At 70.7% G+C, this 25753-nt stretch carries 25 protein-coding genes and 2 tRNA genes; 7 read left to right on the top strand and 20 right to left on the bottom strand.

Features of this window, described 5'->3' with window-relative positions; translation table 11 throughout:
• Positions 1 to 77: 77 nt before the first annotated feature.
• The 6 genes from MED15_RS20960 to MED15_RS20935 form a co-directional block, all read right to left on the bottom strand.
• Complete coding sequence (locus MED15_RS20960; protein WP_112699498.1) at positions 78 to 980, bottom strand: sulfurtransferase; 903 nt, start codon at positions 978 to 980, stop codon at positions 78 to 80.
• Positions 981 to 999: 19 nt separating this feature from the next.
• Entirely contained in the window at positions 1000 to 1446 is a 447-nt protein-coding gene (locus MED15_RS20955) for an imidazolonepropionase-like domain-containing protein (RefSeq protein WP_112699499.1), read from the bottom strand.
• Positions 1447 to 1448: 2 nt separating this feature from the next.
• A complete protein-coding gene (locus MED15_RS20950; RefSeq protein WP_112583954.1) occupies positions 1449 to 2216 on the bottom strand; it encodes an SGNH/GDSL hydrolase family protein in 768 nt (255 codons plus the stop codon).
• Positions 2217 to 2389: 173 nt separating this feature from the next.
• Complete coding sequence (locus tag MED15_RS20945; RefSeq protein WP_112726605.1) at positions 2390 to 3520, bottom strand: TolB-like translocation protein; 1131 nt, start codon at positions 3518 to 3520, stop codon at positions 2390 to 2392.
• Positions 3521 to 3747: 227 nt separating this feature from the next.
• Complete coding sequence (locus MED15_RS20940) at positions 3748 to 4917, bottom strand: TolB family protein (protein WP_112726604.1); 1170 nt, start codon at positions 4915 to 4917, stop codon at positions 3748 to 3750.
• The gene (locus MED15_RS20935) at positions 4914 to 5444 is read right to left on the bottom strand and encodes a SigE family RNA polymerase sigma factor (RefSeq protein WP_112583951.1); all 531 of its coding nucleotides are present in this window, start codon (positions 5442 to 5444) and stop codon (positions 4914 to 4916) included. The genes MED15_RS20940 and MED15_RS20935 overlap by 4 nt, the downstream gene beginning before the upstream one ends.
• Positions 5445 to 5584: 140 nt before the next feature.
• Here MED15_RS20935 and MED15_RS20930 point away from each other — a divergent pair, with 140 nt between their 5' ends.
• Genes MED15_RS20930 through MED15_RS20915 form a run of 4 tightly spaced genes read left to right on the top strand, consistent with a single transcriptional unit; the run spans position 5585 to position 8963 of the window.
• A complete protein-coding gene (locus tag MED15_RS20930) occupies positions 5585 to 7354 on the top strand; it encodes a proline--tRNA ligase (protein WP_112699502.1) in 1770 nt (589 codons plus the stop codon).
• A 57-nt stretch (positions 7355 to 7411) separates the two neighbouring features.
• Entirely contained in the window at positions 7412 to 7837 is a 426-nt protein-coding gene (locus MED15_RS20925) for a CBS domain-containing protein (RefSeq protein WP_030487636.1), read from the top strand.
• 35 nt (positions 7838 to 7872) lie between these two features.
• The gene (locus MED15_RS20920) at positions 7873 to 8301 is read left to right on the top strand and encodes a SufE family protein (RefSeq protein WP_112736716.1); all 429 of its coding nucleotides are present in this window, start codon (positions 7873 to 7875) and stop codon (positions 8299 to 8301) included.
• Between the two features lie 20 nt (positions 8302 to 8321).
• A complete protein-coding gene (locus tag MED15_RS20915) occupies positions 8322 to 8963 on the top strand; it encodes a DsbA family oxidoreductase (protein ID WP_112736714.1) in 642 nt (213 codons plus the stop codon).
• A gap of 74 nt (positions 8964 to 9037) precedes the next feature.
• Here the strand turns inward: MED15_RS20915 and MED15_RS20910 are convergent, their stop codons facing one another.
• The 6 genes from MED15_RS20910 to MED15_RS20885 all read right to left on the bottom strand — a co-directional run bounded on the left by MED15_RS20910 (position 9038) and on the right by MED15_RS20885 (position 13189).
• Positions 9038 to 9586, bottom strand: a complete 549-nt coding sequence (locus tag MED15_RS20910) for a YbaK/EbsC family protein (RefSeq protein WP_112601232.1) — start codon at positions 9584 to 9586, stop codon at positions 9038 to 9040.
• Positions 9587 to 9681: 95 nt separating this feature from the next.
• Positions 9682 to 9876, bottom strand: coding sequence for a hypothetical protein (locus MED15_RS20905; protein WP_030331904.1), 195 nt, complete (start codon positions 9874 to 9876; stop codon positions 9682 to 9684).
• Between the two features lie 37 nt (positions 9877 to 9913).
• Positions 9914 to 10696 (bottom strand): SDR family oxidoreductase, encoded by a 783-nt coding sequence (locus MED15_RS20900; RefSeq protein WP_112736712.1) that lies wholly within the window; start codon positions 10694 to 10696, stop codon positions 9914 to 9916.
• Between the two features lie 79 nt (positions 10697 to 10775).
• A complete protein-coding gene (locus MED15_RS20895; protein ID WP_112601234.1) occupies positions 10776 to 11429 on the bottom strand; it encodes a GAP family protein in 654 nt (217 codons plus the stop codon).
• 51 nt (positions 11430 to 11480) lie between these two features.
• Entirely contained in the window at positions 11481 to 12869 is a 1389-nt protein-coding gene (locus tag MED15_RS20890; protein ID WP_112736710.1) for an MFS transporter, read from the bottom strand.
• Positions 12870 to 12928: 59 nt separating this feature from the next.
• Complete coding sequence (locus MED15_RS20885; protein ID WP_112583944.1) at positions 12929 to 13189, bottom strand: hypothetical protein; 261 nt, start codon at positions 13187 to 13189, stop codon at positions 12929 to 12931.
• A gap of 218 nt (positions 13190 to 13407) precedes the next feature.
• Here MED15_RS20885 and MED15_RS20880 point away from each other — a divergent pair, with 218 nt between their 5' ends.
• Positions 13408 to 17880 (top strand): cation-translocating P-type ATPase, encoded by a 4473-nt coding sequence (locus tag MED15_RS20880; RefSeq protein ID WP_112736708.1) that lies wholly within the window; start codon positions 13408 to 13410, stop codon positions 17878 to 17880.
• Between the two features lie 12 nt (positions 17881 to 17892).
• Here MED15_RS20880 and MED15_RS20875 read toward each other — a convergent pair whose 3' ends face one another.
• On the bottom strand, positions 17893 to 18195 hold the full coding sequence (locus MED15_RS20875) for a hypothetical protein (RefSeq protein ID WP_244220527.1): 303 nt from the start codon (positions 18193 to 18195) through the stop codon (positions 17893 to 17895).
• A gap of 9 nt (positions 18196 to 18204) precedes the next feature.
• Between MED15_RS20875 and MED15_RS33590 the strand changes: the two genes are divergently transcribed.
• Both MED15_RS33590 and MED15_RS20870 read left to right on the top strand, forming a co-directional pair.
• Entirely contained in the window at positions 18205 to 18348 is a 144-nt protein-coding gene (locus tag MED15_RS33590) for a hypothetical protein (RefSeq protein WP_167457699.1), read from the top strand.
• Positions 18349 to 18444: 96 nt separating this feature from the next.
• Positions 18445 to 19245: an MBL fold metallo-hydrolase gene (locus MED15_RS20870; RefSeq protein ID WP_112736706.1), complete on the top strand. Its 801-nt coding sequence runs from the start codon at positions 18445 to 18447 to the stop codon at positions 19243 to 19245.
• A gap of 226 nt (positions 19246 to 19471) precedes the next feature.
• On the opposite strand, the gene MED15_RS20865 is transcribed toward MED15_RS20870, so the two are convergent.
• The 7 genes from MED15_RS20865 to gyrA all read right to left on the bottom strand — a co-directional run bounded on the left by MED15_RS20865 (position 19472) and on the right by gyrA (position 25706).
• On the bottom strand, positions 19472 to 19891 hold the full coding sequence (locus MED15_RS20865) for a CBS domain-containing protein (protein WP_091396513.1): 420 nt from the start codon (positions 19889 to 19891) through the stop codon (positions 19472 to 19474).
• Positions 19892 to 20274: 383 nt separating this feature from the next.
• Positions 20275 to 21378 carry a phospho-N-acetylmuramoyl-pentapeptide-transferase gene (gene mraY / locus MED15_RS20860; protein ID WP_112583941.1) on the bottom strand — a complete coding sequence of 368 codons (1104 nt, stop codon included), beginning with the start codon at positions 21376 to 21378 and terminating at the stop codon, positions 20275 to 20277.
• A 373-nt stretch (positions 21379 to 21751) separates the two neighbouring features.
• Positions 21752 to 21827 (bottom strand) — tRNA-Ala (locus MED15_RS20850).
• A gap of 41 nt (positions 21828 to 21868) precedes the next feature.
• Positions 21869 to 21997 carry a DLW-39 family protein gene (locus MED15_RS34290; protein WP_209444550.1) on the bottom strand — a complete coding sequence of 43 codons (129 nt, stop codon included), beginning with the start codon at positions 21995 to 21997 and terminating at the stop codon, positions 21869 to 21871.
• Positions 21998 to 22039: 42 nt separating this feature from the next.
• Positions 22040 to 22113 (bottom strand) — tRNA-Ile (locus MED15_RS20845).
• Between the two features lie 151 nt (positions 22114 to 22264).
• Positions 22265 to 23179, bottom strand: a complete 915-nt coding sequence (locus MED15_RS20840) for a DUF3566 domain-containing protein (protein WP_112583940.1) — start codon at positions 23177 to 23179, stop codon at positions 22265 to 22267.
• Positions 23180 to 23183: 4 nt separating this feature from the next.
• Positions 23184 to 25706 (bottom strand): DNA gyrase subunit A, encoded by a 2523-nt coding sequence (gene gyrA, locus MED15_RS20835; RefSeq protein WP_112583939.1) that lies wholly within the window; start codon positions 25704 to 25706, stop codon positions 23184 to 23186.
• Positions 25707 to 25753 lie beyond the last annotated feature (47 nt).

Below are 25753 nucleotides of genomic sequence, written 5' to 3'. Positions count from 1 at the left end.
GTGTCCGAGCGAGCGGGACGGCCCGACATCAGGAAACCCGAGTCGATCACACGACGACCGACCGGTGGCCGGCTTGGTCAGACGGCCAGGCCGCCGGGCTGGTCGCCCTTGACGACTGGTGCCCGGACCAGGTTGCCCCACTCGGTCCACGAGCCGTCGTAGTTGCGCACCTGCGGGTAGCCCAACAGGTGCCGCAGCACGAACCAGGTGTGGCTGGACCGCTCGCCGATCCGGCAGTACGCGATCACGTCGTCGTCCGGGCTCAGCCCCAGCTGGTCGGCGTAGATCGCCTTCAGCTCGTCGGCCGACTTGAACGTGCCGTCCTCGTTGGCGGCGGACTTCCACGGCTTGCTGAGCGCGCCCGGGATGTGTCCACCGCGCAGCGCACCCTCCTGCGGGTAGTCCGGCATGTGCAGCATCTCGCCGGTGTACTCACCCGGCGAACGGACGTCGACCAGTGGCCGACCGGAGGCGACGTGCGCCATGACCTGCTCACGGAAGGCCCGCAGCGGCGCGTCGTCGCGCAGCGGCACCGGGTAGTCGGCGCGCGGCCGAGCCGGCTTGTCCCGGGTCACCTCGCGTCCCTCGGCGATCCACTTCTGCCGGCCGCCGTCGAGCAGTCGCACATCGGCGTGACCGAAGAGCGTGAAGACCCAGAGGGCGTACGCCGCCCACCAGTTGAAGTTGTCGCCGTAGAAGACGACAGTGTCGCCCCGGCCGATGCCCTTCGCGGCACACATCTCGGCGAAGCTCTTGGCGTCCAGGTAGTCCCGGGTCACCTGATCGTTCAGCTCCAGGTGCCAGTCGACCTTGACCGCACCGGGAATGTGACCGGATTCGTAGAGCAGCACGTCCTCGTCGGACTCGACGACGACGAGGCCCTCATCGCCCAGATGCTCGGCCAGCCACTCGGTGGTGACCAGCCGCTGCGGGTCCGCGTACGACTGGAGGCGGGGATCGGGATCGTTCGGCACAGACATGATCCCCAAGGTACGCCGTTCAGGCGCGACGGTGGGCGATCCGACCAGCGACGACGGTCACCAGACAGGTCCCGTCGACGCCGTGCACCGCGAGGTCGGCCCGCCCGGCCGACCGCAGCGTCGGCGCCACTGCGGTGGCCAGCACCAGCAGGTCGCCACGCTCGGCGGCGGCCCGCAGGGCGGGGTCGGCCAGGTGTTCCGCCAGCACCGCCGTCACCCCGGTACGCAGCAGCGCGTGCACCCGCTCACGCGGGGTCGGCGCGGGCGGCAGCGGACCGTCGTGCAGCAGACCCGGCCCCAGCGTGCCGGGCCAGCGGCGAACGCGGGCGTTGGCGTACGCCGAACTCAGCTCGGCGAGCGGGCCGACGGCCTCGATCCGGTCGCCACTGACCAGCACGGCGTGGTCGGGCAACGACTCGCCGTCGGGGTCGCGGCGCAGCAGGGCCGCCGTGTGCAGGGTGAGCATGCTCAGTCGACGAGCGGGCCGAGTTGCGGGCGCTTCGCCGTCACCGTGTCGCCGGACGACCGACCAGTCAACCGCCGCTTCACCCAGGGGGCGAGGTACTGACCGGCCCACCGCAGGTCGGAAGCGCGGGCGGCCAGCCACGGCGACGGCGCCGGGTGCGGCGGAACCATCAGCCACTCCTCGTCGCAACCAACCCCGAGGGCGTTCAACACCTGCCCGGCGACCCGGCGGTGCCCGGCCGGGGAGAGGTGCAGCCGGTCGGTGCTCCAGAGCATGGGGTTGAGGAACGTGTCGTCGGCGTACAGGTCGACCATGATGGCGCCGTGCCGCTCGGCGGTCTCGCCGACCGCCTGGTTGAGCAGCTGCACCCGGGGGGCGACGAGGCGTTGGCCGGGCAGGCGGGCCATCACGTCCGCGAACCGGAAGAGAAGCACGTCCGCGCCGCCCGAGCGCAGTTGCCGGACCACCTCGTCGAAGCGGGCGACAAGCGTGTCCGGGTCGAAGGTGCGGCGCAGCACGTCGTTGCCACCGGCCGCGAAACTGATCAGATCCGGCTTCATCGCCACGGCGGAGGGCACCTGCTCGGCGACCACGCTGGGGAAGAGCCGGCCCCGGATGGCCAGGTTCGCGTACCGGAAATCGGGCCCCGCGTCGGCGGCGAGCCGGGTCGCCACCAGGTCCGCCCAGCCCCGGAAGGTGCCGTCCGGGTACGCGTCGTCCATACCCTCGGTGAAGCTGTCCCCGACCGCGACAAAACTGCGCCAGCGCACCCGCGCCTCCCTCACGCCACTCGTTGCCTGCGGCGACCAGTCTGTCACCGCAGGAACGCCCGGCACCGCCCCGAATCCAGTACGTGTCGGAGGTCATTGCGCAGACGACGGGCGGAACCGGCCACCCCCGTGAGTGGCCGGTCCCTCGTACCCGGTGACGCCGCACCGGGAGCTCAGCCCAGCAGACCGCCCCACGGCTGGCCGGCGGGCACCGACGCGGTGGCCAGCACCCGGCCGCTGGCGGCGTACCGGACCAACCGGTACGCCGGCGCACCGTCGGCCGGCGTCGCCGCGTTGACCTGCACCACCGAGCCGCCGTCGGCCAGGACGACCCCGTCGATGGCTTCGCCGTGCCCGGTCGGCTGCTTCCACGCCGAGTCCACCGGCGCCAGCTCAGTGACGGCCCCGCTGGCGGCGTCGAGCCGGTAGTTGCGGAACCGCCAGCCGCAGCCACATCCCCCGGGGCTGGTCGTGTGGGCGCTGATCACCAGCGTCCGGCCGTTGGCGGAGATCGCCGCCACCCCACCAATGACGAGGCCGGCGGGGAGGCGCGGGCTGATCGCGCGTCGGACGCCTCGCTCGTCCCCGATCGCCACGGTCTGCGCGCCGACCTGGGCGATCCATCCGCCGGACACCGTCGGGCACTTCGGGTAGTGGGTGGCGAGCACCTTCCGCCCGGTCCCGTCGGCGTTGACCGCGATGAGCGTCAGCTCTTTCTCCCGCCCCAGGCCGTACAGCACCCGCCCGGAGTCGAGCCAGCTCGGCGCGCAGGTCTGCTGACCCTGGGTCGGGATGACGTGCCGCTTCGTGCCGTCGAACGCGCTGATCACCAGCCGACGGGCGGACCCTTCCACCCAGGCCACCCGTCGGCCGTCGGGAGAGACGGCGAGCGGGCCGTTGAGGGCTTTACCGTTCTCGGGACGACCCGAACGCACCAACTCCCACGTCCCAGCGGGGGTACGCCGCCAGATCCGGGCCGGGTCGTTCTCCTTCTGGCCGTGCTCCTCGGCGGTGTACCAGGTGAGCTGCGGCCACTGCGTCGAGCCGACGGCCGGGCGGGCCGGCGCGACGGCCGGTGCCGCATCCGGCACGGAGCCGCCGGTGCCGGCGGCCGAGGTGTCGCCGGCCGAGGGAGCGGCGGTGGCGGTGGCCGTTTCGGCCGGAGCGGGCGCGGCCTTCCGGTCGGCGGTGCCGCAGGCAGCGGCACCGAACGTCAGGAGCAGCAGGGCGGCGGTACCGGCGAGCGCGCCGGAACGGCGGGCCGAGGCGGGACGGGTGGTGTGGGTGAACGGGCCGAGGTTCATCGTTTCGATCCTTTGTGGAGACTTACCGTGCCTGACACCACCCAAGACGAGCGCCTGGCCGTGGCGAGTTGCCGCCGTGGCGCGCTACTACCTGACAGTCGGATCCGCTCGCACCGGCAACCTTTTTCGCAGTTCACCGACCGTGAACAACACTGGGCCGTCGACGGTTCGCAGACCCAGAAAGGGCGGGCCACCCGAGGGTGACCCGCCCATCTCGCGCTGATTGGTCAGTCGACGACGGCCAGGATTTGCTCGTCCTTCAGACTCGCCGGCTCGGCGGTCTCGGAGACCTTCCTGCCGTCCTCGTCCACCAACAGCACCGCATATCCGCTACCGGACTGGACCCGCACGACCATCGAACCGTCCGACTGGAAGTAGACCTGGTGCAGGGTGCGCCCACCCAACGGCAACGAAACCTGCTTGCCCGTACGCGTGTCCAGCACCACGTTGACCCGCAGATCGCGAGCCCCGTCGCCGGCATCCCCATCCGGCTTGTGGCGCAGCAGCGCGACCAGCGAGCCATCCGGGGAGAGACTGACGACGTCGTCGGTCTGCCATCCGTCTCGGGAGAAGCCTGGGACGACTCGCCTCTTCGTGCCGTCCGCACCGTAGAGCGTGACCCCGTAGTCGGTGGTCATAGCGATGGTCTCACCGTCCGCCGACCAGACGGCGTTGCATGCGTCTGGTCCGGTGGTCCACCAGCGCACGGTCTTTTCCGCCGAGCGCATGTCCAGCATGCCGAACCGACCGGGTCCGCCGGGTTCTGCCAACTCGCGGAACAGCAACTGCCGCCGGTCCGGCGACCAGGCCGCACCGACGCAATACGCACTGACATTCGAGCGGATCTTCTGCTTGTTCGAGCCGTCGGCGTCGGCGACGACAAGGTCGTTGTTGTCCTCCGCCCATGCCACCCGGTGGCCGTCTGACGAGACGCTCATCTTGCCCCTGAACGCGATATCGGGCAGTGCGAGAAGCCGTGTCGTACTGCCGCCGGGGCGCCAGGACCGCAGGTTCGCGGTCTTTACCCGGGCCACGCTGGCGGGGCCGTAGAAGAGCTTGCCGAACTGCACGGACGGGGTGTTCGTGCCGGTCCCGCCGCTGGGCGGAGCCCCGGGGGTGTCGCCGGCGCTGGTGGACGGCGTCGGGGTGGGAGTCGGCGTCGGCGTCGCGGTGACCGACGGGGTGTCAGCCGGCAGCGGGGTCGGGGACTGGTCCGGTCGGATGGCGAAGGCGGTACCGGCCGCCGCGGCGATCAGCACGAGCGCGGCTGCCGACGTGGCCACCGCCCGTTGGATACCGAGCCGGCGGGACGTGCGCAACGTACGGTCCCGCAGGTCGACCGAGGTGACCTCGTCGGCCAGGGCGGTCAGGTCGAGCCGGAGGCGCTGGTCGTTCATCGGGTACTCCCTTCCAGGACGTACAGCTCGGCGAGTTCGGGCGCAACGGTGCGCAGCCTGGCCAGTGACTTGGCCGTCTGGCTCTTCACGGTGCCGATCGTGACGCCGAGCAGGTCCGCCGCCTCCGCCTCGGTGCGGTCCTCGAAGAACCGCAGCACCAGCACGGCACGTTGCTTCGGGGAGAGCTTCGCCAGTGCCGCCCGCAGGGTGAGCCGCAGACTGGTCTGGTGGGCGTGGTCCGGGGCCGAGTCGCCTCCGCGTGGCTCGGGCAGGTCGCCCGGCATCGACTCGGGTACCCGGCGCCGACGCCACCAGGACACCTGTAGGTGGTACATGGTCTTGCGGGTGTACGCCTCGGCGTTGCCGCTGTGATGCAGGCGGTTCCAGGAGCGGTGGGTCCGGGCCAGGGCGGACTGGACGAGGTCCTCGGCCAGGTGCTGGTCGCCGGTGAGCAGGTAGGCCGAGCGCAGCAACGCCGGCGTGCGGGTACGGACGAACGAGTCGAACTCACTCAGCAGAGGGTCCACACGGGCCAATCCTTCAGGTCGGATACGAGCGCTTGGTGTCCTTGCAGACGCCAGCAACGGCGCCGATGGTTGCCGGGGTCGGGTCCGGATCGGATCGAAATGGATCGCTCATCCTGCCGCACCGGCCGTAGGCTGCGCGGATGCTGCTACGCATGTCGACCCTGTTGCTGCGGACCCTGCGCGAGGATCCGGCCGACGCGGAGGTGCCGAGCCATCGGCTGCTGCTGCGCGCCGGCTACATCCGTCGTGCCGCACCGGGCGGCTACACCTGGCTGCCGCTGGGCAAGCTGGTGCTGGATCGGATCACCGAGGTCGTGCGCGCCGAACTGCTGGCGATCGGCGACCAGGAGGTGCACTTCCCGGCGCTGCTGCCCGCCGAGCCGTACCGCACCAGCGGCCGGTGGACGGAGTACGGCGACGACATCTTCACCCTCGCCGACCGGCGTGGTGCCGAGCACCTGTTGGCACCCACCCACGAGGAGATGGCGGCGCTGCTGGTCAAGGACGTGTTCACCTCGTACCGGGACTTCCCGGTGACGCTGTTCCAGGTGCAGACGAAGTTCCGCGACGAGGCGCGGCCGCGGGCCGGGTTGCTGCGCGGCCGGGAGTTCCTGATGAAGGACGCGTACTCCTTCGACCTGGACGAGGCGGGGCTGCGGGAGGCGTACGGGCGGCATCGCGCCGCGTACCAGCGGATCTTCGACCGGTTGGGGCTGGACTACACGGTGGTGCAGGCGATGTCCGGCGCGATGGGCGGGTCCGCGTCGGAGGAGTTCCTGGCGGCAACGCCGGTCGGCGAGGACACCTTCGTGGGCTGCACCTCCTGCGACTTCGCGGCGAACACCGAGGCGGTGGCCACCCGGGTGCCGAGCGCCGGTGATCCGAGCGCGCAGCCGGCCGTCGAGGTGCACGACACTCCGGAGACTCCGACGATCGCGAGCCTGGTGGAGTTGGCCAACGCGCGCCGGTTGGGCGGCCGGGACGGCTGGACCGCCGCCGACACCCTGAAGAACGTCGTGTTGTCAGTTCGTCAGCCGGGTGCCGACCGGGCCGAGCTGCTGGTCGTCGGGCTGCCCGGTGATCGGGAGGTCGACCTGAAGCGGGTCGGTGCCGCACTGCACCCTGCACAGGTGACCGTCTTCGAGGAGTGGGCCGAGCATCCGGAGCTGGTTCGCGGCTACATCGGACCGCAACTGCTCGACAAGCTGGGCATCCGCTACCTGGTCGACCCTCGGGTGGTGACCGGGTCTGCCTGGCTGACCGGGGCGAACGAGCCGGGCCGACACGCGACCGACGTGGTGTGCGGACGGGACTTCACCCCCGACGGCACCATCGAGGCGGCCGACGTCCGCGCCGGCGACCCCTGCCCGGAGTGCGAGGCGGGCGAGCTGACCATCCGGCGGGGCATCGAGATCGGGCACATTTTCCAGCTCGGCCGCCGCTTCACCGACGCCTTCGCTGTCGACGTGCTCGGGCCGGCCGGCAAGCCGGTCCGGCCGACAATGGGCTGCTACGGCATCGGGGTTTCCCGGGCGGTGGCGGCCGTCGCCGAGCAGCATCACGACGACCGAGGGCTGGTCTGGCCGGCGGCGGTCGCGCCGTGTGACGTACACCTGGTGGTTGCGGGCAAGGGCCCGCAGCTCGACGCGGCGCTGGAGCTCGGCGGGCGTCTCGCCGCCGCCGGCCTGCGGGTGCTTGTCGACGACCGCACGCACGTCTCGGCCGGGGTCAAGTTCACCGACGCCGAGCTGATCGGCATCCCCCGGGCCGTCGTGGTCGGCCGCCGGCTCGCCGAGGGGTACGTCGAGCTGCGCGAGCGGGCCGGTGACGGGCGTACCGAGTTGCCGCTGGACGGTCTGGTGGATCGACTCGTCCACGACGTACGCCACGAACGTGCGAGCCTGGTGTAGCTGTCGCGTCACGGGGTAGTGCAGTCGGATCGGGTGGAAACGTCTTCGGAGGCTCTCATGACCGGTTACCGGGTCAGTGACGTGATGACCAAGCAGGTCGTGTACCTGCCGGCCGAGACCACCCTGGACGAGGCGGCCAGGGTGATGAAGGAGGCCGACATCGGTGATGTGGTGGTCACCGACGGCGCCAGCCTCGCCGGCATGCTCACTGACCGGGACATCGTGGTGCGGGCCGTGGCGGAGAACAGCTCCCCTGCGGCCACCACCATCGGCTCGATCGTCACCCGTGAGGTCGTCATGATCGAACAGCACTGCACGGCGGGTGAGGCGGCGGCGCTCATGCGGGACCGGGGCATCCGACGCGTGCTGGTCTGTGACAGTGACCGCAAGCTGGTGGGGATCGTCTCGCTCGGCGACCTGGCCATGCAGCTCGATCCCACCAGCGCGCTCAGCGAGATCAGCGAGCAGTCGCCCACCGTGTGACCGGGGCCCCGACACGACGGCGGTAGCCTCGACGCATGGCTGACATGCCGGCCCGACTGGCCGAGATCGTCGACGAGTTCGCCGCCGCGCCGCGCGACCTGGTGCTGGAGATGCTCCTGGAGTACGCGGACGTCATCCCGGCGCTGCCGGAGGGCGCCGCGGAGCGCGAGGGCATGGAACAGGTGCCCGAGTGTCAGACGGCGTTCTTCCTGCGCGCCCGGGTGACCCCGGAGGGCACCGTGGAGACGCTCTTCGACTGCCCGCCGGAGGCGCCCACCACCCGGGCGTTCGCCGGGATCCTCGCCGAGGGGTTGGCGGGGGCGAGCGCCGAGCAGGTGCTGGCCGTGCCGGACGACCTCTATCAGCGGATGGGGCTGGCCCAGGCGATCAGCCCGCTGCGGGTCCGCGGCGGTACGGCGATCCTGGGCCGTCTCAAGCGACAGATCCGGGAACAACTCGGCTGACCGCGAGGTTGGCACCGATCATGGAGATCGAGATCTACGCGGACGTCATCTGCCCGTGGTGCTACATCGGCAAGCGCCGCCTGGATCAGGCCCTCGCCAGCTACGAGGGTGAGGTGACGGTCCGCTACCGGCCGTTCCAGCTCGACCCGTCGCCGGTGCCACAGCCCCAGCCGCTGGTGGAGGCGCTGGCCGGCAAGTTCGGCGGCCCGGAGCGCGCCCGGCAGATGGTCGACCACGTGACCCAGGTCGCGGCGGCCGACGGGCTGCGGCTCGACTACGACCGCGCGGTGATCGCCAACACCTTCGAGGCGCACCGGCTGGTCTCCTGGGCGACCGACCAGGGCAGGGCGGCCGAGATGGTGGAGGCGCTTTACCAGGCGCACTTCAACAACGGGGTCGACGTCGGCTCGCGGGAGGCGCTGGCAACCCTGGCCGGTGAGATCGGCCTGGACGCGGCCGACGCGCGCCGGTTCCTCGACTCCGAGGAACGCGTCGCCGACGTCGCCGCCGACCTGGCCGCCGCCCGGGACCTGGGCATCACCAGCGTGCCGACCTTCGTGCTGGCCGGAAAGTACGCGGTCTCCGGTGCGCAGGAGGTGCAGACGCTACTCGCCGCGTTCGCCGAGGTCGAGCAGCGCGAGTCCGCAGCACACTCACACTGAGTCACCGACGGCCGGGCGTCCGGCATCGATGATCACGATGTTTCACGTGCAACAACATCGATGCCGATGCCTGGTCAGACCGGCCTGGCCAGCCCTTCCACCACCTGGGCTCCGGGCAGCGCACCCAACGCCGGCCCCGGCAGCGCTATCTTGCTGTGCCGTACGCCGGACCCGACGATCACGTGCGGTGTGGCGATGACGCGCGCGTCCACCAGGATCGGCCACTGCGCCGGCAGCCCGATCGGGGTGATGCCGCCGTACTCCATGCCGGTCAACTCGACAGCATCGTCCATCGGGGCGAAACTCGCCTTGCGGACGTCCAGCGCCCGGCGGGCCACCCCGTTCACGTCGGCCCGCGTGGTGGCCAGGACGATGCAGGCCGCGTAGCGGACCACGCCCTCGCGCTTGCCCGCCACCACGACACAGTTGGCGGACACGTCCAGCCCCACCTCGTACGCCGCGCAGAACGCCGCGGTGTCGGCGAGGTCGGCGTCGATCGGCGCGACCAGCACGTCGTTGACGTCCACCGGCGCGTCGGCGGGCCACTGCGCGATGGCCTCCGCGACCGGCGGGGCGAGCAGATCCAGGCGGGCGCGGGCCGGTTCGGTCTTCAGCGTTCCCATCACGGGTGCGATCCTCGCATCCGCGACGCTGAACCGCCCAGCGGCTCCCCGACCCCCCGGTGACGCCACCGGCCCGGGCCGGATCGATCCGGTGCTCAACTGCCGGCGAGGAAAGCGTTGTCGCGCATGAAGGAGCGGTCGCGGGCAGCCGCCAACTCCTCCTCGCGCTGGGCCTTGGCCCGTTGCAGCTCCAGATCCTCGAAGGCGTGCCGGACACCCAGCCGGATCACGCCGTAGAGGAAGACGAAGCCGAAGACGTAGAGGATCACAGTGGTGACGACAGCGAACATGGCGTCACGGTAAGACGAACGTGAACCGTTGTTGCTCTCATTTCCGGCCGGTTCCCCCGTACGTGTCGGCCAGGTGGTCGGCCCAGGTTCGTACGCCCCGGGGCAGCGCCTCGGTGGCCAGACCACCGGCCCGCAGCTCGCGACCGAGTCGGCCGGGAATCCGCACCGGCAGCAAGGGTCGGCGCGAGCCTCGGGCCGCTCGCCAAGCCCGGGCGGCCTCGTCGAAGCGGAGCACCTGCGGCCCACCCAGCTCCTCGACGCCGCCCAACGGGCCGGCGACCAGTCGGGCCGCCAGCCGCGCCGCCACCTCGCGCGGGTCGACCGGTTGGGCGAGCACCGCCCGGTCCCCGATCACCGGGCCCAGCCGCGCGCTGGCGGTCAGCATGTCGTCAAGGAACTGGGGAAACTGGGTGGCCCGAAGCACCGACCAGGGCACCGGACCGGCCGCGATCACCTGCTCGGCGGCGAGCTTGTGGCGGTAGTACGGGATCGGCACCCGATCAACCCCGACGATCGAGATGTAGACGATGTGCCGGACACCGGCCGTGCCGGCGGCCACCACCAGTCGGCGGGTGCCCAACACGTCCACCTGGTAGGTCTGCCGACGCCGAGGCGCGGATGCCAGGTGCAGTACGGCGTCCACCCCGGTCACCGCCTCGGTCAGCCCGTCCCCGGTGGCCAGGTCGGACACCACCCACTCCACGTCCGAGCCGGCGGGCGGCCTGCGGCTGGTGGCCCGGACGCTGATCCGATCGTCGCGCAACCGGCCCAGCACCGCACGGCCCAGATTGCCAGATGCCCCGGTGATCAGAACCTTCATCTCGTCCTCCTGCGAACCCGTCCGACCCTTACCTCGTGTCGACGAAACGACACGGCATCCCGTGACGACGGGCGGCCACTCACCCCGATCGAATCAGGTCCAACACGGTGAGCAGCGCGAAGAACGCGATCACGATCTCGTTGACGATCCAGGCGTGCCCCTCGGCCCAGTTCCGCATCCGGGTCAGCACCCGCGAGGCGCTGCTCCCCAGCAGCAGCAACGCCAGCAGGGGCAGCGCGAGCAGGAGCACTGTGAGCAGCACGAACGGCACCAGGTGCCACCACGGCAGATCATGTCGGGCCACGCTCGCACCGACGGTGGCCATGGTCAGGTCGTCGGTGGGCGTCGCCACGAAGAGCAGCGCACCCAGCCGCAGCGCCTGCGGCGGACCGGCATGCTCGATGCTCCCCAGCCAGCGCGGCGGTCCGGAGCGGTCCCGGCGCACCCAGATCAGCACGGCCAGGCACACCAGCAGAGCCAGCACCACCAGGTCGATGGCGGGGCCGCGGTCGACCTTCCCGGCGACGGCACTGGCGTCGGCGGCCACCCCACCCACCAGCTTGGCCAACAACCAGGCCACCGTCACCCCGGCGGCGACCACCAGCCCCGCGCCGGCGAGGAAGCCCAGCGACGCCGCCCGGGGCCGATCCGACGAAGCCAGGAAGACCGCCACCACCAACTGCGTCCCGGCAACCATGACCACGGCGAGGGGCAGCACGGTCAGGAAGTTCATCGCCCGCCATCCTTCCGGCACGAGCGGGCGGGACGCGGCGGAATCCGCGGATCACCCGGCCTGTCGCACACCCCCGTCCACCACGACCCGGCCGGCGAGCAACGCCCCGAGCAGCGCCAGCCCCGCGGTCACCACGAGCGTCGTCGTGTAGCTGGCCGGGCCCGGCGCGCTTCCTGCCGCCAACACGGCCCCGGTCAGCGCGAGCACTGTCGCCGCGAAGAGGGAGTCACTCAGTTGCAGTGACGAGCTGTTGCGGCCCTGCTCACCCGGCGCGGACAACTCCAGGGTGAGCACCGACAACGGCGGATAGAGCAACCCCATGCCCAGACCGGCGATCGCCCAACCGGCCACGGCGACGGCCACCGGCAGCTCGGGCCGGACGGCCAGCGCCACAGTGGCGGTGCCGACGGTGATGCAGCTCAGCCCGGCGCGCGGCAGGCTGGCCCGCGACGCCGGCACCGGGATCCGGCCCTGCAACCAGGAGCCCGCCGACCATGCCAGCGCGCCGACCGTGAGGACCAGCCCGGCCGCGGTCGGCGAGAGGCCCCGTTCCCGGGAGAGCATCAACGGGATGACCACCTCGCTGCCGACGAAGGCCGCCGACGCCAGGCCACGCAGCCCCACGACGGTGGGCAGCCCCCGTGCTGCCCGAAGGAACCCGGCCGGCAGCAGGCGTGGGGCACAGACCAACAGGCCGACAACGGCGAACGCGACCAGCACCAGGGCCGTGGCGCCGCGCTGCTGCCCCCCGATGTGCAGCAGTGCGGCACTCACCGCGGCCCCGCACGCCCAACCGATCCGCGCCGCCGCACCCGTCGGCGGGCTCGTCGCCGCACTCCGGCCCAGCGACCGCAGGCCGGGATGGATCAGCAGCCCCGCCGGCACCGCCACCGCCGGCACCGCCAGGAAGACCCACCGCCAGCCCAGGTGCTGCACGATCAGGCCGGCAACCGCCGGCCCGACCAGCGACGGTACGACCCACGCCGCCGCGAACGCCGCGAAGATCCGCCGGTGCAGGTCCTGCGGGTACGCCTGCCCGACAATCACGTAGAGCGCCACCGAGAGCAGCCCGGAGCCGAAACCCTGCACGACCCGCCCGACGACCAGCGCGCTCATCACGGGGGCGGTCCCGGCGATCAGCAACCCGACCACGAACCAGGCGACGCCGTGCCACATCGGCCCCTTCGGACCCCGGGCGTCGCACCAGATGCCGGAGACCACCATGGCCAGCACACCGGTGGCGAACGGGCCACCGAACGCGATCCCGTAGAGCGCCAGCCCGTCCAGGCTGCGCGCGACGGTCGGCATCGCCGTACCGACCGCCAACGCCTCGAACGCGAGGAGTGAGATCAGCGCGACGCTGCCCACCGTCATCGCGCGCAGCCGGGGTGCGAAGAGTCCCGGTGCGGCGGGTGCGGCGGTGACGGCTGTGCTCGGCATCGACCGAGCATGCGACTTCAACCCTGATTCATGTCAACCGTCCGGCGACCCGGCTCTCGTCAGGCGTCCTGCAGCGCCTCCCCGACACCGCGCACCAGTCCGGAAAAATGCTGGTCTGCCAGCAGGTGACCAGCGGTGATCACCACAGCGATCGGCCACTCGATGACCTGTAGCGCGGCGAGCACTCCGAGCCCTGCGTAGTAGGCGACCTTGTCCGGTGGCGGCACCGCCACCTCGCCCAGCATCGGCAGTTGCACCCGCCGGTTGTACATCTTGACGTTCTCCCGCGAACCGTTGAGATGTCGCGTCAGCGTGCTCATGCCGGCCTCCCCATGTCCGGTGATGGTCGTCGGGTTCCACGGCCCATCCCGTCCATGCGCCAGCGACGGCGCAAAATTCCGCCGCTCAGGGGGCATAACGGATGGCAGGTCGGGAAGCCAGGCCGCCGGACGTGAGTGCGGTGGGAGGACGACATGGCCAAGGTCAGGACGAGCGGCAACAGGGAGCCGGGCCGGCGCCCGTCCACCCGTACGCCTCGATGACGGCGGCGGGCCGCGCTGCCGGCCGCATCCTGCCGTCCTTCGGTGTGCCGCACCTGGTCGGAGAAGCGTCCCGGTCGATCAGCTCGGCCGCAGTCCGGCTGGCCCGGACGGCCGGGCTGACGCGGCGTCGGGTCTGGTCCCGGCCGGGCCGGCACCACATCGAGGTGCACGGTGTCTGCCAGGACGGTGGCAATCGGCTGGCCCGTCAGGTGGAGGACGCGCTGGAGCAGATGCCCGGGGTGGCCTGGGCCCGGGTCAACGCACCATCCGGCCGGGTGGTGGTCGCCGTCCAGACCCCAGAGCCGACGTTGCGCGACCTGATCGCCACTATCGACCGCGTCGAGCGGACCTGCGACCACGAACCCGACCCGGAGATCCCACCGCCGCACCCGCCGGAGGAAGGGCCGCGCACCCCGCGCACCCTCGGCGCGCTCGCCTCGGACGCACTTGGCCTGACCATCTCGGCGGCCACCCGGATCCTGCCGTTCGCACCGCTGCCCGGTGAGGTGGCCGGCCTGCTCTCCGCAGTGGATCTCCAGCCGAAACTTCATGAGTTCATCGGCAAACGCCTGCGCTCCGACCCGCGCGCCGACATCCTGTTTCCGCTGGCCGAGGCGGTGGTGCAGGGCTTGACCGGCCGCTGGACGGGCATCGTCCTGGACGGCGCCCAACGGGTCGTGCAGTGGGGTGAGGATCGGGCCCAACTCTCCGCCTGGGAGAAGGCCGAACCACGGCTGACCGGCGACGCCGAACGGGCCACCGCCCGCTGGCCGGTGATCGAACGTCCACGGCTGAAGCCGGACGGCCCGGTCGAGCGGTACATCAACCGGATGCTCGCCGCCGGCGCGGCCGCCGGCGCGGCGGCGGTGCCGTTCGCCGGGCCGAAGCGGGCCACCGCGCTGGGCCTGTCCGCGCTGCCGAAGGCGCCGGGCAGCGGCCGCGAGGGGTACGCGGCTCAGCTCGGCCGGATGCTGGCCCGGCGTGGTGTGATCGCGATGGACCGGAGTGTGCTGCGCGAACTGGACCGGATCGACACGCTCGTGCTCGACGCCTCCGTGCTCGGCTCGGACCGGGGCGTCCTGGCCGATCTGGCACCGGCGTCCGACGCGGACGTCGACCAGGTGGCCGAGCGGGCCTTCGCGTTGTTCGACCCGGACGACCCGGCCGCTTCCCGTACGGCGGACGGCTGGCGGCTCGGGCCGCTGGACCGGATGCCCGCGAACGATCCGGACGACATCCCGGACGCGGCCCGGCTGCGTTCCGCCGGCGGGCAACTCCTCGGCCTCGCCCACGGCGACCGGCTCGCCGCCCTGTTGCGGGTCGAGCCGGAACCCGCGCCCGGCGTCGACGGCCTGCCCTCCGCCGCCCGACACGCCGGCCTGCGGCTGGTCGTTGCCGGCGGCGACGAGCAGCGGTACGGCTTCGCCGACGCGATGCTCCCCGGCGGGGACCAGTTGGCCGAGTCGGTACGCGCGTTGCAGCGCGACGGCGCGGTGGTGATGCTGGTTTCCGCGGACCGGAAGGCGCTCGGCGCGTCCGACTGCGGTCTCGGGTTCGCCGCGCCGGAGGAGCTGCCGCCGTGGGGCGCGCACCTGCTGGTCGGTGCCGACCTGCGGGTGGTGGCCCTGGTGATCGAGGCGACCGGGGTGGCTCGGCGTACGGCCCAGCAGAACATCCGGCTGGCCATGGCCGGCACCGGTCTCGGGGCGCTGGGCGCGTTCACGGCCCCGCCGACCGAGCTGCCCGGCCGGTCGCTCGTCGCGGTCAACGGCGCGGCCGGGCTGGCCTTCGCCAACGGAGTCTGGCAGGCCCGCCGGTTGCACGACCAGTCGGACACCCCGGCGCCGGTGGCAACCGCCTGGCACCTCATGCCGGTCGGCACCGTGCTCGATCACCTGCGCTCCACCCCCGACGGCCTGGGCAGCGCCGAAGCGCAACGCCGACACCACGGCGCCGGCGGAAACGGCAATGCCGGGCCGGGGAGCGGAGGGCTGCTGCGTGCCTTCGTGGACGAGTTGTCCAACCCGCTCACCCCGGTGCTGGTGGCCGGGGCGGTGCTCTCCGCGTCGTTCGGATCGCTGGTCGACGCCGCCCTGGTGGGCAGCGTCGTCGGTGGGTCCGCCCTGATCGGGGCGGTGCACGAACGCAACACCGAACGGTCACTGGCCGAACTCCTGTCCCGTTCGGCGGTGACCGCACGGGTCCGCCGCGACGGGGCCGAGCAGGTTCTCGCCGCCGAGGACCTGGTCCTCGGAGACGTCATCACCCTCGAACCGGGTGACTCGGTGCCCGCCGACTGCCGGGTGCTCGAGTCGGTGGGTCTGGAGGCGGACGAGTCGTCGCTGACCGGCGAGTCGCTGCCGGTCGCCAAGTCCAACCGACCGGTGGTGGCCGCCGCCATCGCCGACCGACACTCGATGCTCTACGAGGGCACCACAGTCGCCGCCGGGCACGGCACTGCAGTGGTGGTGGCGACCGGGTCGGACACCGAATCCGGCCGCAGTCTCGCGCTGGTCAAGCAGGACCCGCCGGCCAGTGGAGTGGAAGCTCGGCTCGGCTCGTTGACCAGCGCCGCGATCCCGTTGGCGGCTGGTTCCGCCGTGGCGGTGGCCGGCGCCGGCCTGCTTCGAGGCGTACCCCTGGCCGAAACGGCGGCGACCGCCGCGAACCTCGCCGTGGCGTCGGTGCCGGAGGGGCTGCCGTTCCTGGTCAGCGCGGCGCAGCTGGCCGCGGCCCGGCGGCTGGCCGAGCACGGCGCGTTGGTCCGCAACCCGCGCACCATCGAGGCGCTGGGCCGGGTGGACGTGCTCTGCTTCGACAAGACCGGCACCCTCACCGAGGGCCAGTTGCTGCTAGCCGGGGTCGGCGACAGCGTCGGCGACCGGTACGCCCCGCTGGACCGGTTGGACGACCGGCTCCGGATGACGCTGGCCGCGGCGCTGCGGGCCACCCCCGCCGCGAAAAATCCGGAGGAGTTGGCGTTGCAGACCGACCGGGCGGTCCGGCGGGGGGCCGGGGAGGCCGGGGTGGTGGAGCAGACCGGCGCCGCCGGGTGGCGGGCCGCCGGAGGGCTGCCGTTCGAGCCGTCCCGCGGCTACCACGCGAGCATCGGACAGACCGACGGTCACCTGTTGTTGAGCGTCAAGGGTGCTCCGGAGACGGTGCTGCCGCGCTGTTCGTCCCGACGCATGGACGGTCGTCAGGAGCCGCTGGACGACGCCGGCCGCGCAGAGCTGGAGCGGATGCTCGCCGACCGGGCCGGCGCGGGAAACCGGATCCTGGCCGTCGCGGAGTGCCCGGTGAACGATCCGACGGTGACCGACTCCGACGTTCGAGGGTTGACCTTCGTGGGCTTCCTGGCCCTCGCGGACGGTGTCCGGGAGAGCGCCGCCCCGGCGGTACGCCGAATCCGGCAGGCCGGCGTGCACACCATCATGATCACTGGTGATCACCCGGCCACCGCCGAGGCGATCGCAGCCACCATCAGCGAGCACGACGAACAGCGGGTGGTCACCGCCGCTGAACTCGACCAACTGGACGACGACGCGCTCGCTGAGCGGTTGGCCAACACCGACGTGGTGGCCCGCTGCACCCCGGCCCACAAGGTGCGGATCATCCAGGCGTTGCAGAAGTGCGGGCGGACCGTGGCGATGACCGGCGACGGTGCCAACGACGCCCCGGCGATCCGGCTGGCCGACGTCGGCATCGCCCTCGGCCAACGGGGCACCCCGGCCGCACGGGCCGCGGCCGACCTGGTGGTCACCGACGACCGGCTGGAGACCATCATCGCCACCCTGATCGAGGGGCGCGCCATGTGGTCGTCGGTACGGCACGCGCTCAGCATCCTGGTCGGCGGCAACCTCGGCGAGATCGCGTTCAGTGTGCTCACCGCCGCGGCGACGGGCCGCTCCGCGCTCACCGGACGACAACTGCTGCTGGTCAACCTGCTCACCGACCTGGCGCCGGCGCTGGCCATCGCGGTCCGGCCACCCGCGTCGGACCGCACCGACGCGCTGCTGCGGGAGGGCCCGGACAAGGCGCTCGGCGAGAGCCTCACCAGGGAGATCGGGCTGCGGGCGGCAGCCACCACGATGGGCGCGACAGCAGGCTGGACGTTGGCCCGCTACACCGGACGCCGTCAGCGGGCCGGCACTGTCGCCCTGGTCTCCCTGGTCGGCACCCAACTCGGGCAGACCATCCTGGCCGGCGGCACCAGCCCGGCCGTGCTGGCCTCCACGGCGGCGTCACTGGGAGTCCTGGTCGTGGTGGTGCAGACCCCGGGGGTGAGTCAGTTCTTCGGCTGCACCCCGCTCGGGCCGGTGGGCTGGACCATCGGGGCCGGTTCGGCGCTCGGCGCGACCTTCGCCAACGGCGCGCTCACCAAGCTGATGGAACACCTCCCGGAGGCCCGTCCCAACCGGTCCGGCCCCGGTGCCGAGCCCGCGGCGGACGGTGGTTCCGCCGACTGACCATCGGCGCCACTAGCGGGCCGGGAAGGCCTCCCGCACTGGGCCCGACTCGGCCCAGCAGTGGCCGCCCCGAAACTCGACGCCTGGGATGTTGTCGACGAGTCGGCTGATGTCCGCGACGCTGCCCAGCGAGACGGTCAGGTCGCGCCGCAACTCCTCAGCGGCCGTGTCGAGGTCGTCCTCCTCGGTGGACCAGTCGATCCCGGCGGATCGCAGATCGGCGACCGCGTGACCGGTCACAGCAGCCGGATCGGTGACCACCACGTCGACACGGCAGTACAGGTGCAGGATGACGGGCTCCGGCTGTTCGTCCACCGCTGAATCATGGCGAGCGCGGTGCCGGGTGGAAAGCCGATTCCTCGGTGCTGGTGGGTTTACCGACCCACCAGCACCGACGCGGACTTCTTGCTCGGGCTGGAGTTGATCCTCGACGGCGTCGCCGTCCGGATGGCGCGCTCCGACCCCTGACCCACGCGCGTGCGCTGGTCGGTCGTAAGTGGCGCCAGCGCCTGAGCCGCATGCCGACGGCGCATCGGGGTACCGGAGCCGGAGGAGGTGGGCACGATGGCGGAGCAACCCCAGGTCACGTTCATCGGTACCGCGACGACGGTGCTGCGGATCGGCGGCTTCACCCTGTTGACCGACCCGAACTTCCTGCACCGGGGTCAACGGGCGTACCTGGGCAAGGGGTTGTGGTCGCGCCGACGCACGGACCCGGCGCTGCGGATCGCCCAACTCCCAGAACTGGACGCGGTGGTCCTCTCCCACCTGCACGGCGACCACTTCGACCGGGTGGCCCGTCGGGAACTGGACCGCCAGCTGCCCATCGTCACCACCCCCGCCGCGGAACGCAAGCTGCGCCGCTGGGGCTTCCAGGCCGCCCAGGGCCTGCCGACCTGGTCGTCGCGAGAGCTGCACCGCGACGGTATGACAGTGCGGCTGACCTCGATGCCCGGGCAGCACGGGCCGGGCGCACTGGACCTGCTGATGCCCGACGTGATGGGCACGATGATCGACGTGGAACGCTCCGGGCGGCGGGAGTTCCGGCTCTACGTCACCGGCGACACCCTCAACCGGCCGCTGCTCACCGCCATCCCCGAACGCTACCCGGACATCGACGCGATGCTGATCCACCTTGGCGGCACGAAGGTGGCCGGAATCCTCCTCACCATGGACGCCCGCCAGGGTGCGGACCTGGTGGAGTTGGTTCGGCCGAAGCTGACCGTGCCGATCCACTACAACGACTACCGGGTGTTCCGCTCACCGCTGGCGCACTTCGTCGACGAGGCCCGCCGCCGAGGTTGGGCAAAGCAGGTACGCACCATCGCCCGTGGCGAGACCGTGCCGCTCACTCCGCCCGCCTGACCGCACTGTCGGCTCCGGGGGCTCCGGCCCGGCTCCGGCGGCCTCCGAGGGCTCCGGGGCCAGATGGCAAAGAGCGGTATACCTCAGAGTCATATTCATACCCCAGAGTCATAACGCTCGCACCGAATACCTCGCCCCACCCCGACCTGCCGGCACGGATCGCCGGAGTACGCGAATCGCCGCCTGCCGGCGAACCGGCGGCGGCGATCATTGACAGGCGCGAAGGTCAGCTGCGCTCGGAGATGGCCTCGATGAGGTCGCCGACCGGGCGCTCCGGAAGGGAACGGGCCACATCGGCCACCGCCACGATGCCCACCAGCTCGTGGCCATCGATCACCGGCAGTCGGCGTACCTTGTGCTGGCCCATGGTGCGAAGGATCTCGGCCGCGTCGTCGTCCGCGCCGATGGTCACCGCCTCGCCCTGGGCCAGCTCACCGGCCGTCACGTTGGCCGGGTCGCGACCCTCGGCCAGCACCTTCACCACGATGTCGCGGTCGGTCAGCATGCCCTTGAGCCGGTTGTCGTCGCCGCAGATCGGCAGGGCGCCGACCCCCAACTCGGCCATCCGCTTCGCGGCCGACTTCAGGTCGTCCTGCTCGCGGACACAGGTCACGTCGTTCGTCATGATCTCGCGTGCCGTAGGCATTGGTATGACACCTCACTTCCGGGGGGTTGTTGCCGTTTCTCCTACCCCGGTCGGCGCCTGCCATGCCGCCCACTGTGGTCGGCCCTGCAGGCTCGTCTGCGGACCGTTACGTGCCACGCCTCGCTCGCGGCATCAGGTCCTGTCGCAGGGTCTTCAGCAGAGCTGCGTGTCGGGCCGTTGTTGCGCGTCTCGCTGACGTCTTGCTGACGGAGGGCGGGAACGCCGGAGGCAAGAGGTACCCAAAACAGCTTCGGTCACAGCCACCCCGAAATTCCGCGTAGCTCACGGCCGCTGTCATGCTCGAATGATCAGCTGGAACCCGGTGGGGAACCAGGCTGCCAGGTGGATCCGTCGGTGGCGCGACAAGGCTTGTCGCGTGGCTCTTATCCAACGACCGCCAGAAAATCCGAGTAGAACAGGCCCAGGCCGACCGCCACGCAGACGCCGGCCACGATCCAAAACCGGACCACAATATTGACCTCGCTCCATCCGGCCAGCTCGAAGTGGTGGTGCAACGGCACCATCCGGAAGACGCGTCTACCGGTGGTCCGGAACGAGACGATCTGGATCACCCAGGTCGTCGTGATGATGACGAAGAGCCCGCCGATCATGATCGAAAGCAGCGTGGTGCGGGTTACCACCGCGAGCCCGCCGATCAGGCCGCCGAGTCCGAGCGCGCCCACGTCACCCATGAAGATCCGCGCCGGGGACGTGTTCCACCACAGGAAGCCCACGCAGGCGGCGGCCGCCGCCGCCGCGATTATGGCGATCTCCAGGGGATCCCGGACCTGGTAGCAGTAGTCGTTCACGCGGCCGTACGCGTCGTCGGCGCACCAGTGCCGGTACTGCCAGAAGCCGATCAGCGCGTACGCGCCGAGCACCAGGATCGACGCGCCGGTGGCCAGGCCGTCGAGGCCGTCGGTGAGGTTCACGCCGTTCGACATCGCCGTAACCACGAAGACGATGACCATGACCGCGCCGACCTTGCCGACGTCGAGCCAGCTGATGTCGCGGATGAGCGAGATGTGCTCGCTGGCCACGGTCTGGCCGTTGGTGCTCGGCACGTAGAGCGCGGCGATGCCGAAGCCTGCGCTGACGATGGCCTGGCCGAGCAGCTTGCCTTTGGCGGACAGTCCGTCGGAGTTGCGCTTGCGCACCTTGAGGAAGTCGTCGAAGAAGCCGACCGCACCGCAGAAGACGAACAGGCCAAGTAGCACCAGGGCCGTCATTGTCGGGCCCTCCTGCGCGATCTGCCGCTCGGGCAGGGTGGTCAGGGCGATGTGCCCGGCGACGTAGGCGAAGACGGTCGCCACGATGAAGACGACGCCGCCCATCGTGGGCGTGCCCTTCTTGCCCTGGTTGCTGGCGAGCCCGATGGATCGGATCGGCTGGCCTGCCTTGAGCGCGGTGAAGACGCGAATCGCCACCGGCGTGCCGAACAGGGAGATGATGAACGCGACCGCGGCCGCGACGATGACCGCCCTCACGGGCGAACCTCCACGCGATCCGGACTTCTCACGGCGTCCCCACCGAGCTTCCAGATCAGCGCCTGACGTCTCGGCCTGAGCTGGCGGTGCAGATAGTCCTTAGCGAAGTCATGGATCATGAGGCATGAGCTTGCCATCCGACGGCGAGCAGAACAGCCCGGGACCTCACAGCGCCGTGGTCCGTAAACTCGCCGACGCGCATCCGACGACGACCTTGCAGGCCAAGCCCGCTTGACCCGCTGGAGGAATCCGGAGGTGTTGCTTGGGGGCCCTGACCGGTAGATGCCAACCGAGGGAAGATCATTCCTGAGGTGTGCCGGATCTCTGCCCGATGATCTCGAACTTAGCTCCGGTACAGCTCACAGGCTGTGCGTGGTGGAGCCCAGGGGACTCGAACCCCTAACCCCTGCCTTGCAAAGGCAGTGCTCTGCCAGTTGAGCTAGGGCCCCGTGGGTGGCTTGGCGATGATCGCTCGTCGCCGGGCCGAACGTCAGCGCAGGTCGGGCGCGGTGGTCGCCTCGTGCCACAGGGCACGCTCGTCGTTCGACGCCTTGATCTTGTTGAACACGACGGCAGCCACACCGACGACGCCAGCCAGAATCAGCAGCTTCTTGAACATGGGGCGACCCCTCGCGCTCGACTACCGTCGGACGACATGCGGTGGGGCTAGATGGAATCGAACCATCGACCTCAGAGTTATCAGCTCTGCGCTCTAACCGACTGAGCTATAGCCCCCCGTTGCGACGAGCAAGATTAACCCATCCGCTCCGCCGGCCCCAAATCGGGGTCCGCGCTTGCGAGTCAGGCCCGTCGCCGCCTGCAAAACCTACCCGAGTACGGGACGCCGGAGCGACCGCATTCCGCGGTGCCCCGGCGTCCCGGTCACTCAGTCCCGCTCGGCGAGCGTCAGCTCGATCCCGCCGACCAGGTCGGCGCAGACGTTGTAGACGAACGCGCCCAGGGTGGCCAGCGCGGTGAACAGCACCACGTTGACCAGGCCGATCAGCGCAGAGCTGAGAATCACGCCCTTAGCGGTGATCTGGAAGCCGCTGGTGCTCTGGCCGCCGCCCGCGTTGACCAGGTCACTCAGGCTCTCGTTGACGCTCTGGAACACACCCATCGCGTCCAGCGCCAGGTAGAGCACCGAGGTGGCGACCACCACGACGATGAAGAGCACCACCGACACCGCGAATGCGAACTTCATCACGGACCACGGGTCGATCCGCTTGAGGTTCAGCCGGGCCCGACGCGGCCCGCGGGAGGCGGCCGAGCTGACCGACGTACGCGCCGCACGCACCGCGTCACCGACGCGGGCTGCGCCGACGGCCGACGCGTTGCCGATCCCCGGTGGCAGGCCACCGCCGCTGGCCGGGCGGCCGGCGGTGGCGGACGTACGCGCCGCGTCCGGCTGCGGCTGGGTCATCCCGGGTGTGATCCGCGGCTGGGTGCCGGTGGACCCGGTTGACGCCGCCTGACCCGGCCGGAGACCGATCGGCTGGGTGGTCGCCGGACGTGCCGAGGGTGCCGCCGCCGGACCCGGAGGATTGGCGGCGGCCGACGTCGGCGCCTCGGCGCTGGGCGTCTCGGTCTTGTCGCCGGACTCGCCATCTTCGCCCGGCTGTTCCGGCGGGGGTGTCATACCTGGAGCCCTGGTGAACTTCGGGGCAGGCGCATCGGCGGGGACCGTCGCCCGGCCCACGGCCGCGCGGCCGGTCGCTGGTGTGCCGCCCTTGGCGGCCTCCTCGTCGACCGGTTTGGCCGAGGTCCCCGAGTTCCCCGACTTCGCCTGTGTCTCCGTCATTCAACTAGTCCTGTTCGTCAGGCTCGTCGGCATTGCGAGCAATCGCCACGATAGTCACGCCGTCCGGGAGGTCCATCAGCTTGACCCCCATTGTGTTCCGGTCACGCGTACGCCGTACAGGCTTCACCGGAGTCCGAATGACACCACCGTTGCTGGTGATCGCGAACAGCTCGTCGTCCGGGTCGATCACCACCGCGCCAACCAGACCACCGCGCCGTTCGGTGATCTTTGCAGTCAACACGCCCTTACCTCCCCGGCCCTGCACCGGGTATTCCTCGATCGGGGTTCGCTTCGCGTATCCCCCGTTCGTGGCCACCAGAACGTCCAAACCTTCCCGCACGACCTCCATGGCGAGCAGGACGTCGTCGTCCGTGAAGCGCATGCCGATCACACCCGAGGTGGCCCGGCCCATCGGCCGCAGCGCCTCGTCCGAGGCGTTGAACCGGATCGCCTGTGCCTTCTTCGAGACCAGCAGCAGGTCGTTCTCCGGCGCAACCAGCGCAGCACCGACCAGCTCGTCCTCATCGCGCAGGTTGATCGCGATGATGCCGCCGGAACGGTTGGAGTCGAACTCCTCGAGCCGCGTCTTCTTCACCAGGCCGTTCTTCGTGGCCAGTACCAGATAGGGGGCTACCTGGTAGTTCGGGATCTCAATGATCTGCGCGATCTGCTCGTCGGGTAGGAAGGCGAGCAGATTGGCCACGTGTTGGCCCTTGGCTACCCTACTGGCCTCCGGCAACTCGTAGGCCTTGGCCCGGTAGACGCGGCCCTTGTTCGTGAGGAACAGGATCCAGTCGTGGGTCGAGCATACGAAGAAGTGGCTGACGATGTCGTCCTGCCGCAGCGTGGCGCCACTGACGCCCTTACCGCCGCGCCGCTGCGAGCGGTACAGATCGACCTTGGTCCGCTTGGCGTACCCGGTGCGGGTGATCGTGACGACCACGTCCTCCCGGGCGATGAGGTCCTCCATCGAGACCTCGCCGTCGAACGGGATGATCTGCGTCCGGCGGTCGTCGCCCCACTTGGTGACGATCTCGCCCAGCTCCTCCGAGACGATCTTCCGCTGCCGCTCGGGCTTGGCGAGGATGTCCTTGAGGTCGGCGATCTCGATCTCGAGCTTCGCCAGGTCGTCGATGATCCGCTGCCGCTCCAAAGCGGCGAGCCGGCGCAGCTGCATGTCCAGGATCGCGGTCGCCTGGATCTCGTCGATCTCCAGCAGCCGGATCAGGCCCTGCCGGGCGTCGTCCACTGTCGGGGAGCGCCGGATCAGGGCGATCACCTCGTCCAGCGCGTCCAGCGCCTTACCCAGGCCGCGCAGGATGTGTGCCCGCTCCTCGGCCTTGCGCAGCCGGAACGCGGTCCGCCGGCGGATGACGTCGATCTGGTGCTCGACGTAGTAGCGGAGGAACTGGGCCAGGTTGAGCGTGCGCGGCACCCCGTCGACCAGGGCCAGCATGTTGGCGCCGAAGGTCTCCTGGAGCTGGGTGTGCTTGTAGAGGTTGTTCAGCACGACCTTCGCGACGGCGTCGCGCTTGAGCACCAGGACGATCCGCATGCCGGTACGACCGGAGGACTCGTCGCGGATGTCGGCGATGCCGGCGAGCTTGCCCTCCTTGATCAGCTCGGCGATCCGCTCGGCGAGGTTGTCCGGGTTGACCTGGTAGGGCAGTTCGCTGACGACCAGGCAGGGGCGACCCCGCTTGTCCTCCTCGACCTCCACGACGGCGCGCATCCGGATCGAGCCGCGACCGGTGCGGTACGCGTCCTGGATCGCTGTGGTGCCGACGATCAGGCCGTGGGTCGGGAAGTCCGGGCCCTTGACGATGCCGAGCAGGGCCTCGAGGGTGGTCTCCTCGTCCTCCTCCGGGTGCTCCAGGCACCACTGCACCGCCGCACCGATCTCCCGCAGGTTGTGCGGCGGGATCTTGGTGGCCATGCCGACCGCGATGCCCTCGGAGCCGTTCACCAGGAGGTTGGGGATCCGCGACGGCAGGATGGTGGGCTCCTTGGCCCGGCCGTCGTAGTTGTCCTGCAGGTCGACGGTGTCCTCGTCGATGTCCCGCAGCATCTCCATGGCGAGGGGGTCGAGCTTGCACTCGGTGTATCGCATGGCGGCGGCCGGGTCGTTACCCGGCGAGCCGAAGTTGCCGTTGCCGTCGACCAGCGGGTAGCGCAGCGACCAGGACTGCGCCATCCGGACCAGCGCGTCGTAGATCGCCGAGTCGCCGTGCGGGTGGAACTGACCCATCACGTCGCCGACAACGCGGGAGCACTTCACGTAGCCGCGGTCCGGACGGTAGCCGGAGTCGAACATCGCGTAAAGGATCTTGCGGTGGACCGGCTTGAGGCCGTCCCGGACGTCCGGCAGCGCGCGACCGACGATGACGCTCATCGCGTAGTCGAGGTAGGAGCGCTGCATCTCCACCTCGAGCCCGACCGGTTCGATCCGGTCGTGCGCGACCACTGCGGCGATGGCCTCGGCGGGAACCTCGGGCTCGTTCGGTGTGGACTCGGGAGAATCGGTCACTGTATACCCTTATCAGACTCAGAGTCGTTTTCGTGCTGTGGATAACG

It is taken from the genome of Micromonospora noduli (assembly GCF_003264475.1).
In the GTDB taxonomy this organism is placed as follows: Bacteria; Actinomycetota; Actinomycetes; order Mycobacteriales; family Micromonosporaceae; genus Micromonospora; species Micromonospora noduli.
The sequence above is the reverse complement of the archived record's forward strand: the minus strand, read 5'-3'. Positions and strand labels throughout refer to the sequence as shown.